Here is a 17,836-nt window from a genome sequence, read left to right on the forward strand (position 1 = left end):
GCCTTGCGGGGCTTTGTCGAGACGCCAGTGCGTCGATGCGACCAAGTGGCGCTGTCGGTTTGGCCGCCGGCCCGTTACCATGCGCGCCATGCACATATCCTCCGAACATCCGCAGATTCCCGCTATTGTCGACGACCTCGCCAATCAGGGCTGGTCGCACCAGGCAATCTTCCTGCCCGAGGCGTTGACCCGGGCCCTGGCGGCCGAATGCCGGCAACGTGCCGAACAAGGCGAGCTGGCCCCGGCGGCCGTGGGGCGTGGCCAGGGCCAGGAAGTGCGCGAAGGCATACGTGGCGACCATATCCTCTGGATCGAACCCGGGCAGTCCGAGGCCTGCGACCGCTACCTGGCGTTGATGGACGGCCTGCGCGAAGCGCTGAATCGCGACTTCTACCTGGGACTGGAGGATTTCGAATGCCACTTTGCCCGCTACCCGGCAGGCACCTTCTATCGCAAGCACCTCGACCGCTTCCGTGACGATGACCGCCGCACCGTCTCGGCCATCATTTACCTCAACGAGGAATGGGCGGCGCAGGACGGCGGTGAACTGCGCATCTACCTGGCGGATGGCAGCGAGCGGGATATCCCGCCGGTGGGCGGCAGCCTGGTCGTGTTCATGTCCGCCGACCTGCCCCATGAAGTACTGATGGCACATCGCGAGCGTCTTTCGGTCACTGGCTGGTTCCGCCGTCGTGGCAACGATCCCTTCTGATCTGTCGCGGGTGCTGGTGAGCGCCTGCCTGCTGGGCCAGCCGGTGCGCTATGACGGGCGTGCCAGTGGTCATCCCGATCTGTTGCAGACCTGGCAGAAGCAGGGGCGGGTGGTGCCGTTGTGTCCGGAGGTGGCGGGTGGGCTGCCGACGCCTCGGCCGCCGGCGGAAATTCCCGGCGGGCAGGGCGGGGCGGTGCTGGATGGCGAGGTGCAGGTGGTGACGGTGCTCGGGGAGGATGTCAGCGCCGAGTTTCTCGCCGGGGCGCGGATGGCCCTGGAGCTGGTGCGGCGGCACGGGATCCGCGTGGCGGTGTTGAAGTCGGGGAGCCCGTCCTGTGGCAACCGGCTGGTTTATGACGGGACCTTCAGTGGCAACAAGGTTGCCGGTGAGGGGGTTACCAGTGCCTTGCTGCGGCGCGAAGGGGTGCTGGTGTTCAGTGAGCTGGAGCTGGAAGAAGCGGCTCGGGCGCTGGATTCGCTGTGATCTTCAGGGCCTCATCGCTGAATATCTACTGCTTGGGCGGCTCGCTCGCATCCACCCCAAACCACTTCTTCGACAATTCGCTCAGCCGGCCATCGTCCTTGACCCGTTGCAACGCGTTGTCCAGCGCACTCTGGAACGCCGGGTTGCCCTTCTGGAACGGAATCGCCAATTTCAGCACCGGCCCCACCGTCGCGCCCTCGGCCACCGGCAGGTTGCGTTCCTTGATTGCATAGGGAATCAGCAGCCGATCACTGACGGCGCCGTCGATCTGGTCGTCCGCCACTTCCTTGATCGGCTGGATCGCATCTTTGTAACTGCGCAGGTCCACGCCTTCGACGCTCTGTGCCTGGGCGGCGAACGAGCTGCCCTGGACCACCCCGAGGCTGTGGCCCTTGAAGGCTTCGAGGTCATGCAGCGGGCGCTTTTCTTCCTGGCGCACGATCAGTTGGGCGATGGTGTAACTGTAGGGATTGCTGAAATCCAGGCGCTCTTTCAGTTCTGCGGTAGTGGCAATCTGATTAATCGCCACATCGTACTTGCCGCTCTCCACACCTGGCAGAAGTTCGGCCGGGTCCACCACGATGAAGTCGGCATTTACGTCCAGCTCTTTGGCGAGCATCTGCCCCAGTTCAACTTCGAACCCGCTCAGTTGCCCGGCAGTATCACGGAAGTTGAACGGTGGCGTTTTAGCTTCAATGGCGATTCGCAATTCGTTGCGGTCGGCGATTTCGTCGAGAATATCCGCATGTGCCCATGGGCTGAGCAGGCTGGCGGCCAATAGTGCCCCGGTAAAGAAACGCATCTGAGCCCCTTCTTCTCATTGGCAATTAAACACAGGGTTGCCGCGGCTTCTGTCATGGCCCCGGTCAAGAGCCCCTTGTGACCGCGTCCGTCCCCGGATGTTTAACCCTAGTTGAAATATTTCCTTCGGAATCATGCAACTTCATGTTTTCAACGCAAATAAAAAAGGGAGGCCATCAAGGCCTCCCTTTTCAACAGCGCAAGGAACTCAGAACAGAACGCGGGAACGGATGGTGCCCTTGACCTGTTGCAGTTTCTCTTGAGCCAGGTCCGAGTACTCGGCGTCCACGTCGATTACCACGTAACCCACTTTCTCGTTGGTCTGCAGGAACTGACCGGAGATGTTGATGCCGTTCTCGGCGAAGACCTTGTTGATCTCGCTGAGCACGCCCGGGATGTTTTCGTGGATGTGCAGCAGGCGGTGCTTGCCCGGGTGGGCCGGCAGGGCGACTTCCGGGAAGTTGACCGACGACACCGAGGTACCGTTGTCGCTGTACTTGACCAGCTTCTCCGCCACTTCCAGGCCGATGTTGGCCTGGGCTTCGGCGGTGGAGCCGCCGATGTGCGGGGTCAGGATCACGTTGTCCAGGCCACGCAGCGGGCTTTCGAACTCTTCGTCGTTGGAGCGCGGCTCGACCGGGAACACGTCGATGGCGGCGCCGATCAGGTGCTTGTCCTTGATCGCGGCAGCCAGGTGTTCCAGCTGGACCACGGTACCGCGGGCGGCGTTGATCAGGATCGAGCCCTTCTTCATCGCACGGATTTCCTTCTCGCCGATCATCCACTGGGTGGATGGCAGCTCAGGCACGTGCAGCGAGACGATATCGGCCAGGCCCAGCAGTTCGTGCAGGCTGGTGACCTGGGTGGCGTTGCCCAGCGGCAGCTTGGTCAGCGGATCGAAGAAGAACACCTGCATGCCCAGGCTTTCGGCCAGGACCGACAGTTGGGTACCGATCGAGCCGTAGCCGACGATGCCCAGCTTCTTGCCGCGGATCTCGAAGGAGTTGGCCGCGCTCTTGATCCAGCCGCCACGGTGGCAGGACGCATTTTTCTCGGGGATGCCGCGCAGCAGCAGGATGGCCTCGGCCAGCACCAGCTCGGCAACGGAGCGGGTGTTGGAGTACGGCGCGTTGAACACGGCGATGCCGCGCTCGCGGGCTGCGTCCAGGTCGACCTGGTTGGTGCCGATGCAGAAGCAGCCGACGGCAACCAATTTCTTGGCGCAGTCGAAGATCTCTTCGGTCAGTTGAGTGCGGGAGCGGATACCGATGAAGTGGGCATCGGCGATCTTTTCCTTCAGATCGGCTTCCGGCAGGGAACCGGTGAGGTACTCGATGTTGGTGTACCCGGCGGCCTTGAGGACGTCCACGGCGTTCTGGTGGACCCCTTCGAGAAGAAGGAACTTGATCTTGCTCTTATCGAGAGAAGTCTTGCTCATCTGCGTAAACCTGTGTCCCGGAGAAAAATGGCTGGGAAGTGAAGCTGTCGCAGAATCGGCGGGGAAGCACGATCAGCGGGGGGCGTATGCTAGCATACCGGCGCCGCGCTCAGACCATCCCCGGCACGTGAAGTGTGCTCAGGGTGACCATGAATAGTTCGAGAGTTCCATCATGATCGATCCCGTTCTGCTTGCTGAACTGACGTCCCTTGTCGAGCCCGGCAAGGTCCTGACCGATGCCCCTTCCCTGGAAGCGTATGGCAAGGACTGGACCAAGCACTTCCCGCCCGCGCCATCGGCCGTCGTCTTTCCCAAAACCGTCGAGCAGGTACAGGCCATCGTCCTCTGGGCCAACCGGCACAGGATCGCCCTGGTGCCCTCGGGCGGACGCACGGGCCTGTCCGCCGCCGCCGTCGCGGCCAATGGCGAGGTGGTGGTGTCCTTCGACTCTATGAACCGCATCCTCGACTTCAATGCCTTCGACCGCACCGTGGTCTGCCAGCCTGGAGTGGTTACCGCGCAATTGCAGGCCTTCGCCGAGGAACAGGGGCTGTATTACCCGGTGGATTTCGCCTCGTCGGGTTCCAGCCAGATTGGCGGCAACATCGGTACCAATGCCGGCGGAATCAAGGTCATTCGCTACGGCATGACCCGCAACTGGGTTGCCGGGCTCAAGGTGGTCACCGGCAAGGGCGACCTGCTGGAACTGAACAAGGACCTGATCAAGAACGCCACCGGCTACGATCTGCGCCAGTTGTTCATCGGCGCCGAAGGCACCCTGGGCTTCGTGGTCGAAGCGACCATGCGCCTGGATCGCGCGCCGAAGAACCTGACCGCGATGGTCCTCGGCACCCCGGATTTCGACTCGATCATGCCGGTGTTGCACGCCTTTCAGAGCAAGCTGGACCTGACGGCGTTCGAGTTTTTCTCCGACAAGGGCCTGGCCAAGATCCTCGATCGTGGCGATGTACCGGCGCCGTTCGCCACCGAATGTCCTTTCTATGCCTTGCTGGAGTTCGAGGCCACCACCGAGGATGTCGGCAACGACGCCCTGGCGCTCTTCGAGCACTGCGTCGAGCAGGGCTGGGTGCTGGACGGGGTGATGAGCCAGAGCGAGCAGCAGTTGCGCAATCTATGGAAGCTGCGCGAATACCTGTCGGAAACCATCTCGCACTGGACCCCGTACAAGAACGATATCTCCGTCACCGTAGCCAAGGTCCCGGCGTTCCTGCGGGATATCGACGTGATCGTCAACGCAAGCTACCCGGATTTCATCGTGGTCTGGTACGGCCACATCGGTGATGGCAACCTGCATTTGAACATCCTCAAGCCCGAAGACATGAGCAAGGACGAGTTCTTCGCCAAATGCGCGGTGGTCAACAAGCAGGTGTTCGAAGTCGTCGAGAAGTACAACGGATCGATTTCCGCCGAGCATGGTGTCGGCATGACCAAGCGCGACTACCTCGCCTACAGCCGCTCGGCGGCGGAAATCGACTACATGAAGGCAGTCAAGGCGGTGTTCGATCCCAACGGGATCATGAACCCGGGCAAGATCTTCGCCCCCGAATGATCCACAGGAGCCGGAAATGAGCTATCAGCACCAATATGTAGACGGAACGCGCATCCACTTCCCGCTGGGTAAAGTGGTGTGCATCGGGCGCAACTACGCCGAACACGCCAAGGAACTGGACAACCCGATCCCCAGCGAGCCGCTGCTGTTCATCAAGCCGGGCAGTTGCGTGGTGCCCCTGGAAGGTGGTTTCGCCATTCCGGTCGAGCGTGGCTCGGTGCATTACGAGGCGGAAATCGCCGTGCTGCTGGGCAAGTCCCTGTCGCCGAAGCCCTCCGAGGAAGAAGTGCTGGACGCGATCTCCGGCTTCGCCCCGGCCCTGGACCTGACCCTGCGTGACCTGCAGTCGCAATTGAAGGACAAGGGCCTGCCCTGGGAACGCGCCAAGTGCTTCGATGGTGCCTGTGTCCTGCCGCCGTTCGTGGTTGGCAGCACCTTCGAAGACCTCGCCGATATCGGTATCCGCCTGACCATCAACGGCGAAGTGCGCCAGGACGGCAACAGTGCGCTGATGCTCAACCCGATCGTGCCGATGATCCAGCACATGGCATCGCAGTTTTCCCTGCAGGCTGGCGATGTGATCCTCACCGGCACCCCGGTAGGCGTCGGCCCGCTGAACCCGGGCGATGAGCTGGTACTGGAGCTGCCAGGCGCCAGCCGTTTCGAAGGCAAGGTGCTCTGACCCGGAATGGGGCAGCCGCAATGGCTGCCCCATTTGTCCATTCATTCGTCGGTTTTCCCGTTTTTTTCACAAATCATCTGGATAATTCCCACCCGGTCTTGCGGCTGCTTGCGTCAGCCGGACACAACAACAGGAATTTCTCCGATGGCCACCCTGACTTCCGGCTCTTCAGGCGACCCCTTGTCGCCCGCGCGCAAGCGCCCCATCGCCCTGCGCTGGTCCACCTGGCTGGTGACGGCCGCCGTGATCGGCTACGGCGTGGCCATTGCGATGCATTGGGACGACCGCGGCATGCTGTGGCTGCAGGAGCGCTTCCAGAACCAGGTTACCCAGAAGGCCAGTGTCTGGTTGCCTGACTACCAGGTAGATATCGATGCCAAGGTGCTGCCAGGCATGGAGGACGATGAGGCCTCCGACCTGTCCTACCATCCCGGGCGCAAGACCCTGTTCGCGGTCATGGGCAAGAACCCCTTCCTGGTCGAGCTCAACCTCGACGGCGACGTACTGCGCAAGATCCCGCTGCATGGCTGGTCCAATCCCGAGGGCGTCGCGGTGCTGGCCGATGGTCGCCTGGCCATTACCGACGAGCGCCAGCACAGCCTGACGCTGGTCAGCCTCGACGACGCCACCAGCGAGCTGAATATCAAGGACTTCCCGCACTACGACCTTGGCCCTTCGGCTAACCAGAACAAGGGTTTCGAGGGTATCGCCTGGGATCCGGCGCAACAGCGGTTGATCCTCGGTGAAGAGCGTCCGCCCAAGCTGTTCAGCTGGCGTACCGACGGTCGTTCGGACCTGGCCGGGACCAAGCAGGAACTGGCCAACGACGACCTGGACCTGCGCAATCTGTCGGGCCTTGGCGTGGACTCGCGTACGGGCCATCTGCTGGTACTGTCGGCAGACTCCAACATGTTGCTCGAACTGGACAAACAGGGCGAGCAGGTCAGCTTCATGACCCTGCTTGGCGGTTTCAATGGCCTGAAGAACCGCATTCCACGGGCCGAAGGCGTGGCCATGGATGAAGCGGGCACCCTGTACATGGTCAGTGAGCCGAACCTGTTCTATCGCTTCCACAAGCAATGACGGAAGATTTTTCCGATAGTGGCATTAAGCTTCATTTCAGCTGGCTATGGTGAGATTCAGGCCGTTCCGTCTCCTGCCTGAGTCTTGCCGATGCGCCTGCGTAATCCTCTCCTTGTGTTCCTCGTTGCCTTGTTGGCCGTCCTGGCCTATGCCGGGCAGCACTATCGGCTGTACGAGCGTGGCTGGTTCAACCTGAAGAGCTGGATGCAGCCGTCCGGCCAGAGCATCGGCCTCGACCGTTATCGCGTGGTGATCGAGGCCCGTCCCATCGAAGGCCTGTCGGATGATCTGTCGGCCCTGACTTACGACCCCGACCGCAAAAGCCTGTTTACCGTGACCAACACCAACCCCGAACTGATCGAGCTGTCGCTCGAAGGCCGGGTTCTGCGTCGGGTGGCGTTGACCGGGTTTGGTGATCCGGAGGCGGTGGAGTATGTCGGGCGTGACAGCTATGTGATCACCGACGAGCGTCAGCAGCGTCTGATCCGGGTGCGGCTGACGGATGACACGCCGTTCCTCGATGCCAAGGATGCCGAGCAACTGACCCTGGGTATCGGCCTCAACGGCAACAAGGGCTTCGAAGGGCTGGCCTGGGACCAGCAGGGCAAGCGCCTGTTCGTCGCCAAGGAGCGCGACCCGATGCTGATCTACGAGGTGCATGGTTTCCCTCATGGCAACCCGCAACAGCCGTACGCCGTGCATGTGGTGCAGGACCGCAAGCGGGATTCGCGGTTGTTCGTGCGGGATCTGTCGAGCCTGCAGTTCGACGAGCGCAGCGGGCATCTGCTGGCCTTGTCGGATGAGTCCAAGCTGGTGCTGGAACTGGATGTGCAAGGGCGACCGGTGGGCAGCCTGTCACTGCGCAAGGGGTTCCAGGGCTTGAAGCAGAGCGTGCCGCAGGCGGAGGGGATCGCCATGGATGGGGACGGAACGCTGTACCTGGTGAGTGAGCCGAACCTGTTCTATGTGTTCAGGAAGGCAGATCGGTAGAGCAACACCGAACCCTGTGGGAGCGGGTTCACCCGCGATTGCGTCGGTGAATCCACTATCGTAATCGCGGGTGAACCCGCTCCCACAGGGGATCGCGTCGCCCCGTCAGGCCTTGAGGGTCTTCACGCCTTCACTGGTGCCCAGCAGCAGCAGGTCTGCCGGACGGGCCGCGAACAGGCCGTTGGTGACCACGCCGACGATCGCATTGATCTGGCTTTCCAGCTCCACCGGATTGGTGATCTGCAGGTTGTGCACGTCGAGGATGATGTTGCCGTTGTCGGTCACCACGCCTTCGCGGTACACCGGGTCGCCGCCCAGTTTCACCAGCTGGCGGGCCACATGGCTGCGGGCCATCGGGATGACTTCGACCGGAAGCGGGAAGGCACCCAGCACCGGCACCAGCTTGCTGGCGTCGGCGATGCAGATGAAGGTTTTCGCCACTGCCGCGACGATCTTCTCGCGGGTCAGGGCTGCGCCACCGCCCTTGATCAGGTTGAGGTGCTCGTCGCTTTCGTCGGCCCCGTCGATGTAGAACTCCAGCTCGCTCACGGTGTTCAGCTCGTAGACCGGGATGCCATGGCCCTTCAGGCGTGCGGCAGTGGCCTCGGAGCTGGCCACGGCGCCGTCGAAGGCGGTCTTGTGCCGGGCCAGGGCGTCGATGAAGCAGTTGGCCGTCGAGCCGGTGCCGACACCGATGATGCTTTTGGCATCCAGGTGCGGCAGGATGAAATCGACAGCGGCCTGGGCGACGGCCTGTTTGAGTTGGTCCTGGGTCATGCGGGCTCCGAAGCGGGAGTATCGTGAAGCCGGGCATTATAGCGGCTAAAACCCCGGGTTTGCTGTGGTCGCCCGACAAGGCGCTGCGGTAGACTCCGATCCCCCGTCCAGCCGCCCGTGATGCTTTCCCGATGCTCGAACAGTACGTCAAGAAGATCCTCACCTCGCGCGTCTATGACGTCGCCGTGGAAACCCCTCTGCAGGCTGCCGGCCAGCTCAGCAAGCGCCTGGGCAACCAGATCCTGCTCAAGCGCGAAGACCTGCAGCCGGTGTTTTCCTTCAAGATCCGCGGCGCCTACAACAAGCTGGCGCAGTTGAGCGAGCAGGAGCGCGCGCGCGGCGTGGTCACCGCCTCGGCCGGCAATCATGCCCAGGGCCTGGCCCTGGCCGCGCGGGAAATGGGGGTCAAGGCGACCATCGTCATGCCGCGCACCACCCCGGAAATCAAGGTCGAAGGTGTGCGCTCCCGCGGCGGCAAGGTGGTGCTGCATGGCGATTCGTTCCCCGAGGCGCTGGCCTATTCGCTGAAACTGGTCGAGGAAAAGGGCTTCGTCTATGTCCACCCCTACGACGATCCGCACACCATCGCCGGCCAGGGCACCGTGGCCATGGAAATCCTGCGTCAGCACCCGGGCCGCCTGGACGCGATCTTCGTGCCGGTCGGTGGCGGCGGGCTGATCGCCGGCATCGCCGCCTACGTCAAGTACCTGCGCCCCGAGATCAGGATCATCGGCGTCGAACCGGACGACTCCAACTGCCTGCAGGCCGCCATGGCCGCCGGCGAGCGCGTGATCCTGCCGCAGGTCGGGCTGTTCGCCGATGGCGTGGCGGTGGCGCAGATCGGCCAGCACACCTTCGACATCTGCAAGGAACACGTCGATGAAGTGATTACCGTCAATACCGATGAGATCTGCGCAGCCATCAAGGATATCTACGACGATACCCGCTCGATCACCGAGCCGGCCGGCGCCCTGGGCGTTGCCGGGATCAAGAAGTACGTGGAGCAGCACGGCCTGGCCGGCCAGACCCTGGTGGCCATCGACTCCGGCGCCAACGTCAACTTCGACCGCCTGCGCCATGTTGCCGAACGCGCCGAGCTGGGCGAGGGCCGCGAGGCGATCATCGCGGTGACCATTCCCGAGCAGCCGGGCAGCTTCAAGGCGTTCTGCGAGGCGATCGGCAAGCGCCAGATCACCGAATTCAACTACCGCTACCACTCCGGCAGCGAAGCGCACATTTTCGTCGGCGTACAGACCCACCCGGACAGCGATCCGCGCAGCGCACTGATCCAGCAACTCACGGAGAAGGGCTTCCCGGTCACCGACCTGACCGACAACGAGCTGGCCAAGCTGCATATCCGCCATATGGTCGGCGGTCACGCGGTCGGGGTCAGCGACGAAATGGTCCTGCGCTTCGAGTTCCCCGAGCGTCCGGGCGCGCTGTTCAACTTCCTCAACAAGCTGGGCGGGCGCTGGAATATCTCGATGTTCCACTACCGCAACCATGGCGCGGCGGACGGCCGCGTGGTCGCCGGCCTGCAAGTGCCGGAAGACGAGCGCCACCTGGTGCCGGCGGCGCTGGCGAAGATCGGCTACCCGTACTGGGACGAAACCGACAACCCGGCGTACCGGCTGTTCCTCGGCTAAGCGGCTACGCTTTGAGCAACGCCCCGAGGAAATCGTCCCCATGGAACCGCTGACCGCGCTGAAAACCGCTCATGTGCTGGCTACCGTGCTGCTGCTTGGCAGCGCACTGGGGCTGGCGGTCTGGACCTGGAGAGCCCGGCGCACGGGTGATGCGGCAGTGGGCGGGCGGCTGCTGGCGCGGCCGCAGGGTTTTCTCTGGCTGTCGATGGGCATCGGCCTGGTGAGCCTGCCGTTTACCGGCTGGTGGCTGGTCCACCTGGTGGGCTGGCCGCTGGGGCAGACTTGGGTGCTGGGTTCGAGCCTGCTGTATACCTTCGGCGCGCTGGCCTGGTTCTGGCTGCTGGCCCGGATCAATCACCTGCGTAGCGCACCGGACGCGGGCAAACCCCGGTTCACCCTGGCCCTGGCGTTGTTCAGCGGCATCTGTTTCATCGCCATCGCCGGCTTGATGGGCGCCAAGCCGGTCTGACGTCCTGGCTTAATCGCGCAGGCTGATCACCGGCCAGCCGCGTTTTTCGGCCTCGGCCCGCAGGTTCGGGTCGGGATCGACCGCCACCGGATTGTCCACCTGTTCCAGCAGCGGCAGGTCGTTCATCGAGTCGCTATAGAAGTAGCTGCCTTCGAGTGTCAGCCCGTTCTCTTCCAGCCAGCGCTTCAGGCGCGTCACCTTGCCTTCACGGAAGCACGGCACGTCGATGCTGCGTCCGGTGTAGCGGCCATCGACCAGCTCGCATTCGGTGGCGAGCAGGGTTTCCACCTCCAGGCGCTTGGCGATCGGCCCGGTGATGAAGCGGTTGGTGGCGGTGATGATGACCAGCTTGTCGCCAGCGTCGCGGTGTTTCTTCAGCAGGGCCAGGGCCTTGGGCAGGATGATCGGTTCGACGCAGTCGCGCATGAAGTCGCCATGCCATTCGTCGAGCTGGGCCATCTCGGTGGTGGCCAGGATCTCCAGGCTGAAGTTCAGGTAGGCCTGCAGGTCCAGCTTGCCGGCCAGGTAATCCTGGTAGAAGGCGTCGTTGCGGTTCTGGTACTCGACCGGATCGAGAATGCCGCGGGCGCACAGGTAGTCGCCCCAGGCGTGGTCGCTGTCGCCGCCGAGGAGGGTGTTGTCCAGATCGAATAAAGCCAGGCGCATCGAAGAGTCACTCGCATAACATCTGAAAAGTCCCACAGAATACGGACTTTTCACAACGCTGCACATAAGGTATGGCGGGCGCGTTGCTGGGCTTGCTGGCTTTGTGGAACAATGCGGCGACATGCGTTTGCGAGGTTGCTGCCGTGATCGACCCCGATGGTTTTCGCCCCAATGTCGGGATCATTCTCACGAATGATCTTGGACAGGTGCTATGGGCCCGGCGAATCAACCAGGATGCCTGGCAGTTTCCACAAGGGGGAATCAACCCCGATGAAACACCGGAAGATGCTCTGTACCGCGAGTTGAATGAAGAAGTAGGTCTCGAGCGTCAGGACGTGGAAATACTTGCCTGCACCCGTGGCTGGTTGCGTTATCGTTTACCCCAACGTCTGGTCCGCACCCACAGCCAACCGCTGTGCATCGGCCAGAAACAGAAGTGGTTCCTGCTGCGGCTGGTTTCCAACGAGCAGCGGGTGCGGATGGATCTCACCAGCAAACCGGAGTTCGATGGCTGGCGCTGGGTCAGCTATTGGTATCCGCTGGGCCAGGTAGTGACATTCAAGCGCGAAGTGTACCGCCGCGCGCTCAAAGAGCTTGCCCCGCGCCTTCTGGCGCGCGACTGACGACGGAGTTCGACCCCGAGCCATGCTCAATACGCTGCGCAAGATCGTCCAGGAAGTTAACTCCGCCAAGGATCTCAAGACGGCGTTGGGGATCATCGTCTTGCGCGTCAAAGAGGCCATGGGCAGCCAGGTCTGCTCGGTCTACCTGCTCGACCCGGAAACCAACCGTTTCGTCCTGATGGCCACCGAGGGCCTGAACAAGCGCTCCATTGGCAAGGTCAGCATGGCGCCGAACGAGGGCCTGGTCGGCCTGGTCGGTACCCGGGAAGAACCGCTGAACCTGGAAAACGCCGCCGACCACCCGCGCTACCGCTACTTCGCCGAGACCGGCGAGGAGCGGTTCGCCTCCTTCCTGGGTGCGCCGATCATCCACCACCGTCGCGTGGTCGGGGTGCTGGTCATCCAGCAAAAGGAGCGGCGCCAGTTCGACGAAGGCGAAGAAGCCTTCCTCGTCACCATGAGCGCGCAGCTCGCCGGGGTTATCGCCCACGCCGAGGCCACCGGTTCGATCCGCGGCCTGGGCCGCCAGGGCAAGGGTATCCAGGAAGCCAAGTTCGTCGGCGTGCCGGGTTCGCCGGGAGCCGCGGTGGGTACTGCGGTGGTCATGCTGCCGCCAGCCGACCTGGATGTGGTGCCGGACAAGACCGTCACCGACATCGACGCTGAACTCAAGCTTTTCAACAACGCCCTTGAAGGCGTGCGCAGCGACATGCGCACCCTCTCGGCCAAGCTGGCGACCCAGCTTCGCCCCGAAGAGCGGGCGTTGTTCGATGTCTACCTGATGATGCTCGACGACGCGGCCCTGGGCGGCGAGGTGGTCGAGGTCATCAAGACCGGTCAATGGGCCCAGGGCGCCCTGCGCCAGGTGGTCGGCGAGCACGTCAACCGCTTCGAACTGATGGACGACGCCTACCTGCGCGAGCGTGCCTCGGACGTCAAGGACCTTGGCCGGCGCCTGCTGGCCTACCTCCAGGAGGCCCGACAGCTGTCGCTGGTCTACCCGGACAACACCATCCTGGTCAGCGAAGAACTGACCCCGGCCATGCTCGGCGAAGTGCCGGAAGGCAAGCTGGTGGGCCTGGTGTCCGTATTGGGTTCGGGCAACTCCCATGTGGCGATCCTCGCCCGGGCAATGGGCATTCCCACGGTGATGGGCCTGGTCGACCTGCCGTATTCCAAGGTCGACGGCATCCAGATGATCGTCGATGGCTACAAGGGCGACGTCTATACCAACCCCAGCGATGTGCTGCGCAAGCAGTACGCCGATGTGGTCGAGGAGGAGCGCCAGCTGGCCCAGGGCCTTGATGCCCTGCGCGAACTGCCGTGCGAAACCACCGACGGCCACCGCATGCCGCTGTGGGTCAACACCGGCCTGCTCGCCGACGTGGCCCGGGCGCAGCAGCGTGGCGCCGAGGGCGTCGGCCTGTACCGCACCGAAGTGCCGTTCATGATCAACCAGCGGTTCCCCAGCGAAAAGGAACAACTGGCCATCTACCGTGAGCAACTGGCCGCTTTCCATCCGTTGCCGGTGACCATGCGCAGCCTGGACATCGGGGGCGACAAGGCGCTGTCCTATTTCCCGATCAAGGAAGACAACCCCTTCCTTGGCTGGCGCGGCATCCGCGTTACCCTCGACCACCCGGAGATCTTCCTGGTCCAGACCCGCGCCATGCTCAAGGCCAGCGAAGGCCTGAACAACCTGCGCATCCTGCTGCCGATGATCTCCGGCATCCACGAGCTCGAGGAAGCCCTGCACCTGATCCACCGTGCCTGGGGCGAGGTGCGCGACGAGGGCACCGACGTGCCGATGCCGCCCGTGGGCGTCATGGTGGAAATCCCCGCGGCCGTGTACCAGACCCGCGAACTGGCGCGCCAGGTGGACTTCCTCTCGGTCGGTTCGAACGACCTGACCCAGTACCTGCTGGCGGTGGACCGCAACAACCCGCGCGTCGCCGACCTCTACGATTACCTGCACCCGGCGGTGCTCCAGGCCCTGCAGCATGTGGTCACGGCGGCCCATGCCGAAGGCAAGCCGGTGAGCATCTGTGGTGAAATGGCTGGTGACCCGGCGGCTGCGGTATTGCTGATGGCGATGGGCTTCGACAGCCTGTCGATGAACGCCACCAACCTGCCGAAGGTGAAATGGATGCTGCGCCAGATCAGCATGGGCAAATCGAAGGAAATGCTTGCGCAGGTCATGGAGATCGACAACCCGCAGGTTATCCACAGCACCTTGCACCTGGCCCTGAAGAACCTGGGCCTGTCGCGGATGATCAATCCGCACTGATTGTGCTGATCACCACAGCCCCTGTGGGAGCGGGTTCACCCGCGATTACTATAGTGAATCCACTACTGCAATCGCGGGTGAACCCGCTCCCACAAGGTCCCTGCTAAAGCTTCAAGTGGACCTCTCCCAGATGCCCCCCGAACGGCCCGAAACTCCTCTCCACCAGCCGGCGCCGCCCATCCGCTTCAACTACCAGCACCGTACTCGCCCGGGTCCCATAGTTCTGGCTGGCAATGAACACACTGGACAGCAGCCGCTCGGTCGCCAGGCCCACCCCGGTGCTGGGAAGCTCCGCGTCCGCCGCCGGCCGGGCATCCCCCAGCAGTTCGAACAGCTCTTCCGGCTGTGGATCATCCAGCCGCTCCCGCAGCGCCTCCCGCGCCTTGACCAGCTTCGGCCACGGCGTATCCAGGGCGGCGTTGGATAGCCCGTACACCCCGGCCTCCAGCATCCTCGGCGTATCCCCGGCATGCAGATACCCCAATTGCCCGGCATTCCCCACCAGCAGGTTGAAACCGGAATAAAGCCGGGCCTCGCCGGCCACCTTGTCCAGATAAGCCTCGACCGACAGTTCCCCGCGCAAATAGCCCGCCACCAGTTCGCCCCGCGACCGGGCGCCCAAGGCTTGCCCCGGGTCACGGATATTGGTCAGCGCCGCGAACCGACCCTGCGGCCCCACGCCCAACCAGGTCCCGCCGGCTTCCAGGTCACGCCCGGCATGCACGCCGGGGGCCTCGTCCCACGAGGCCAGGGCCTGGGTCGGGCGAGCGTAGAACTCGTCACGGTTGGCCGCGACGATCAGCGGCCGGGCATGTCCCGGCCGCCAGGCGAAAACGATCAGGCACATCGTGTGTCCCATTGTCTTGTCGGTGGTGCCTCACTCTACCTCAGACCGTCCTGACAAGGTCTTCATCTGCCTGTAGTGGAGGCAAGTGCCCGGCTTCCGTTACCATGCCGGACTGAATTTTCCGGGAGCGACAATGGAATTCGTGCTCTACCTGCTGCTGGGAGCCTGCGCAGGCGTGCTGGCCGGGCTGTTCGGCGTCGGTGGCGGCATCATCATCGTGCCGGTGCTGGTCTTCAGCTTCACCCTGCAAGGCTTCGATGCTTCGGTACTGACCCACCTGGCCGTCGGCACGTCGCTGGCGACCATCGTCTTTACCTCGATCAATGCCATCAGCGAGCACCATCGCAAGGGGGCGGTGCAATGGCCGATCTTCGCCTGGATGACCCTGGGCATCCTGATCGGCGCCGTCATCGGCTCCAAGACGGCCTCGTTGATCCAGGGCCCGCACCTGCAGAAGATCATCGGCGTGTTCGCCCTGGTGGTTGCCGTGCAGATGGCCCTGGACCTCAGGCCCAAGGCCAGCCGCAGCGTGCCCGGCAAGGCCGGATTGACCCTGGCCGGCAGCGTGGTCGGCTGGGCTTCGGCGATCTTCGGCATCGGTGGCGGCTCGCTGACGGTGCCGTTCCTGACCTGGCGCAGCCTGCCGATGCAGCAGGCGGTGGCGACTTCGTCGGCCTGCGGCCTGCCGATTGCCCTGGTCAGTGCCCTGAGCTTCATGCTGCTGGGTTGGCACGAAGAGCATCTGCCGCCCCATAGCCTGGGCTTCGTGTACCTGCCGGCAATGATCGGCATTGCCGTGACCAGCATGTTTTTTGCCCGCTTCGGCGCGCGCCTGGCGCACAAACTGTCGCCGCGCCTGCTCAAACGCCTGTTCGCCGCGTTGCTGTTCTGCGTCGGCCTGAGCTTTTTGCTTTAACGAGAGGAGTCATCATGCTGCCTTACCCGCAGATCGATCCCGTGGCACTGGCCATCGGGCCGCTGAAAATCCATTGGTATGGCCTGATGTACCTGGTCGGTATCGGTGGTGCCTGGCTGCTGGCCTCGCGCCGGCTAAAGCGCTTCGACCCCACCTGGACCAAGGAAAAGCTCTCCGACCTGGTGTTCTGGCTGTCGATGGGCGTCATCGTCGGCGGACGGCTCGGCTACGTGCTGTTCTACGACCTGAGCGCCTACCTGGCCAACCCGACCCTGATCTTCGAAGTCTGGAAGGGCGGCATGTCGTTCCACGGCGGCTTCATCGGCGTGATGCTGGCGGCGCTGTGGTTCGGCAAGCGCAACAACAAGACCTTCTTCGAATTGATGGACTTCGTCGCGCCAATGGTACCGATCGGCCTGGGTGCCGGGCGGATCGGCAACTTCATCAACGCCGAACTGTGGGGCAAGGCTACCGACGTGCCGTGGGCCATGGTCTTCCCGCCGTTCAGCGACCCGGCGCAACTGCCGCGGCATCCCTCGCAGCTGTACCAGTTCGCCCTGGAGGGCGTGGCGCTGTTCCTGATCCTCTGGCTGTACTCGCGCAAACCGCGGCCAACCATGGCGGTATCGGGCATGTTCGCCCTGTTCTACGGGATCTTCCGCTTCATCGTCGAGTTCGTCCGCGTTCCGGACGCCCAGCTCGGCTACCTGGCCTGGGGCTGGCTGACCATGGGTCAGATTCTCTGCGTACCGATGATCATCGGCGGCCTCGCCCTGATCTGGTGGGCCTATAATCGCAACCCGTCGGTAAAACCCGCGGTCTGATTTTCCACGGCAGGGGCGATCCCCCTGCCGTCCTAGTTACAGGAACGCTATGAAACAGTATCTGGACCTGGTCCGCGACGTCATCGAGAACGGCACCCTGCAGGAAAACCGCACCGGCGTGCGCACCATCGCCCTGCCGGGGGCCATGCTGCGTTTCGACCTGCAGAAGGGCTTTCCCGCCATCACCACGCGCAAGCTGGCGTTCAAGTCGGCCATCGGCGAGATGGTCGGCTTCCTCCGTGGCGTCAGGAACGCCGCCGAGTTTCGCGAGCTGGGCTGCAAGGTCTGGGACCAGAACGCCAACGAAAATGCCCAGTGGCTGGCCAACCCGTTCCGCCAGGGGCATGACGACCTCGGCGAGATCTACGGCGTGCAGTGGCGCCAATGGCCGGCCTACAAGCGCATCCCGCTGGCTAACCCGGCGGCCATCGAGCTGGCGCAGAACAACGGTTTCGTGAAGATCGCCGAGTCCGAGGAAAACGGCGAAGCCTTCGTCGTGCTGTACAAGGCCATCGACCAGATCCGCCAGTGCGTCGACACCATCGTCAACGACCCCAACAGCCGGCGCATCCTGTTCCACGGCTGGAACTGCGCGCGGCTGGACGAAATGGCCCTGCCGCCTTGCCATCTGCTGTATCAGTTCCACCCCAACACGCAGACCAAAGAGATCTCCCTGACGCTCTACATCCGCTCCAACGACCTGGGCCTGGGCACGCCGTTCAACCTCACCGAAGGTGCGGCGCTGCTATCGCTGATCGGCCGCCTGACCGGCTACACGCCGCGCTGGTTCACCTATTTCATCGGTGATGCCCATGTGTATGAAAACCACCTGGACATGCTCAACGAGCAACTCCGGCGCGAGCCGCTGGAAGCGCCGAAGCTGGTGATTTCGGACCGGGTGCCGGAGTTCGCCAAGACTGGCAGGTACGAGCCGGAATGGCTGGAAAAGATCGAGCCGAGCGATTTCAGCCTGGAAGGGTATGAGCACCACGCGCCGATGACGGCGCCGATGGCTGTCTAA

At 63.3% G+C, this 17,836-nt stretch carries 18 protein-coding genes; 13 read left to right on the forward strand and 5 right to left on the reverse strand.

From position 1 onward, the window contains the following. Positions 1-79 precede the first annotated feature (79 nt). Positions 80-712 (forward strand): 2OG-Fe(II) oxygenase, encoded by a 633-nt coding sequence (locus ACPFMA_RS01190; RefSeq protein WP_420057788.1) that lies wholly within the window; start codon positions 80-82, stop codon positions 710-712. Next, positions 702-1,196 (forward strand): DUF523 domain-containing protein, encoded by a 495-nt coding sequence (locus ACPFMA_RS01195; RefSeq protein ID WP_425930560.1) that lies wholly within the window; start codon positions 702-704, stop codon positions 1,194-1,196. The genes ACPFMA_RS01190 and ACPFMA_RS01195 overlap by 11 nt, the downstream gene beginning before the upstream one ends. A 25-nt stretch (positions 1,197-1,221) precedes the next feature. On the opposite strand, the gene ACPFMA_RS01200 is transcribed toward ACPFMA_RS01195, so the two are convergent. Continuing rightward, a complete protein-coding gene (locus ACPFMA_RS01200) occupies positions 1,222-1,998 on the reverse strand; it encodes a transporter substrate-binding domain-containing protein (protein WP_420057789.1) in 777 nt (258 codons plus the stop codon). Between the two features lie 207 nt (positions 1,999-2,205). Further along, complete coding sequence (gene serA, locus ACPFMA_RS01205) at positions 2,206-3,435, reverse strand: phosphoglycerate dehydrogenase (RefSeq protein WP_009396704.1); 1,230 nt, start codon at positions 3,433-3,435, stop codon at positions 2,206-2,208. A 172-nt stretch (positions 3,436-3,607) separates the two neighbouring features. Here serA and ACPFMA_RS01210 point away from each other — a divergent pair, with 172 nt between their 5' ends. The 4 genes from ACPFMA_RS01210 (at position 3,608) to ACPFMA_RS01225 (ending at position 7,760) form a co-directional block, all read left to right on the forward strand. Beyond that, complete coding sequence (locus ACPFMA_RS01210) at positions 3,608-5,005, forward strand: FAD-binding oxidoreductase (RefSeq protein WP_425929534.1); 1,398 nt, start codon at positions 3,608-3,610, stop codon at positions 5,003-5,005. A 16-nt stretch (positions 5,006-5,021) separates the two neighbouring features. After that, positions 5,022-5,687: a fumarylacetoacetate hydrolase family protein gene (locus ACPFMA_RS01215; RefSeq protein WP_425929535.1), complete on the forward strand. Its 666-nt coding sequence runs from the start codon at positions 5,022-5,024 to the stop codon at positions 5,685-5,687. 144 nt (positions 5,688-5,831) lie between these two features. Next, positions 5,832-6,770, forward strand: coding sequence for an SdiA-regulated domain-containing protein (locus tag ACPFMA_RS01220; RefSeq protein ID WP_425929536.1), 939 nt, complete (start codon positions 5,832-5,834; stop codon positions 6,768-6,770). A gap of 90 nt (positions 6,771-6,860) precedes the next feature. Beyond that, positions 6,861-7,760, forward strand: coding sequence for an SdiA-regulated domain-containing protein (locus tag ACPFMA_RS01225; protein WP_425929537.1), 900 nt, complete (start codon positions 6,861-6,863; stop codon positions 7,758-7,760). A gap of 105 nt (positions 7,761-7,865) precedes the next feature. Here the strand turns inward: ACPFMA_RS01225 and rpiA are convergent, their stop codons facing one another. Then, a complete protein-coding gene (gene rpiA, locus ACPFMA_RS01230; RefSeq protein WP_279900800.1) occupies positions 7,866-8,537 on the reverse strand; it encodes a ribose-5-phosphate isomerase RpiA in 672 nt (223 codons plus the stop codon). A 131-nt stretch (positions 8,538-8,668) separates the two neighbouring features. Here rpiA and ilvA point away from each other — a divergent pair, with 131 nt between their 5' ends. After that, entirely contained in the window at positions 8,669-10,183 is a 1,515-nt protein-coding gene (gene ilvA / locus ACPFMA_RS01235) for a threonine ammonia-lyase, biosynthetic (protein ID WP_425929538.1), read from the forward strand. 40 nt (positions 10,184-10,223) lie between these two features. Next, a complete protein-coding gene (locus tag ACPFMA_RS01240) occupies positions 10,224-10,652 on the forward strand; it encodes a DUF2269 family protein (protein WP_425929539.1) in 429 nt (142 codons plus the stop codon). Between the two features lie 9 nt (positions 10,653-10,661). Here the strand turns inward: ACPFMA_RS01240 and ACPFMA_RS01245 are convergent, their stop codons facing one another. Continuing rightward, positions 10,662-11,318: an HAD family hydrolase gene (locus tag ACPFMA_RS01245; protein ID WP_279900802.1), complete on the reverse strand. Its 657-nt coding sequence runs from the start codon at positions 11,316-11,318 to the stop codon at positions 10,662-10,664. A 143-nt stretch (positions 11,319-11,461) separates the two neighbouring features. Between ACPFMA_RS01245 and ACPFMA_RS01250 the strand changes: the two genes are divergently transcribed. Further along, positions 11,462-11,941, forward strand: a complete 480-nt coding sequence (locus ACPFMA_RS01250; protein WP_425930561.1) for an RNA pyrophosphohydrolase — start codon at positions 11,462-11,464, stop codon at positions 11,939-11,941. 22 nt (positions 11,942-11,963) lie between these two features. After that, entirely contained in the window at positions 11,964-14,228 is a 2,265-nt protein-coding gene (ptsP, locus tag ACPFMA_RS01255; RefSeq protein WP_064301140.1) for a phosphoenolpyruvate--protein phosphotransferase, read from the forward strand. A 103-nt stretch (positions 14,229-14,331) separates the two neighbouring features. Here the strand turns inward: ptsP and ACPFMA_RS01260 are convergent, their stop codons facing one another. After that, positions 14,332-15,075, reverse strand: coding sequence for an NRDE family protein (locus tag ACPFMA_RS01260; protein WP_425929540.1), 744 nt, complete (start codon positions 15,073-15,075; stop codon positions 14,332-14,334). 133 nt (positions 15,076-15,208) lie between these two features. On the opposite strand from ACPFMA_RS01260, the gene ACPFMA_RS01265 reads away from it, so the two are divergent. Genes ACPFMA_RS01265 through ACPFMA_RS01275 form a run of 3 tightly spaced genes read left to right on the forward strand, consistent with a single transcriptional unit; the run spans position 15,209 to position 17,836 of the window. Next, a complete protein-coding gene (locus ACPFMA_RS01265; protein WP_420057798.1) occupies positions 15,209-15,991 on the forward strand; it encodes a sulfite exporter TauE/SafE family protein in 783 nt (260 codons plus the stop codon). Positions 15,992-16,005: 14 nt separating this feature from the next. Beyond that, on the forward strand, positions 16,006-16,815 hold the full coding sequence (gene lgt, locus ACPFMA_RS01270; RefSeq protein ID WP_009396730.1) for a prolipoprotein diacylglyceryl transferase: 810 nt from the start codon (positions 16,006-16,008) through the stop codon (positions 16,813-16,815). A 49-nt stretch (positions 16,816-16,864) separates the two neighbouring features. Further along, positions 16,865-17,836, forward strand: coding sequence for a thymidylate synthase (locus ACPFMA_RS01275; RefSeq protein WP_425929541.1), 972 nt, complete (start codon positions 16,865-16,867; stop codon positions 17,834-17,836).

The organism is Pseudomonas sp. NyZ201, assembly GCF_049860765.1.
GTDB lineage: Bacteria > Pseudomonadota > Gammaproteobacteria > Pseudomonadales > Pseudomonadaceae > Aquipseudomonas > Aquipseudomonas bharatica.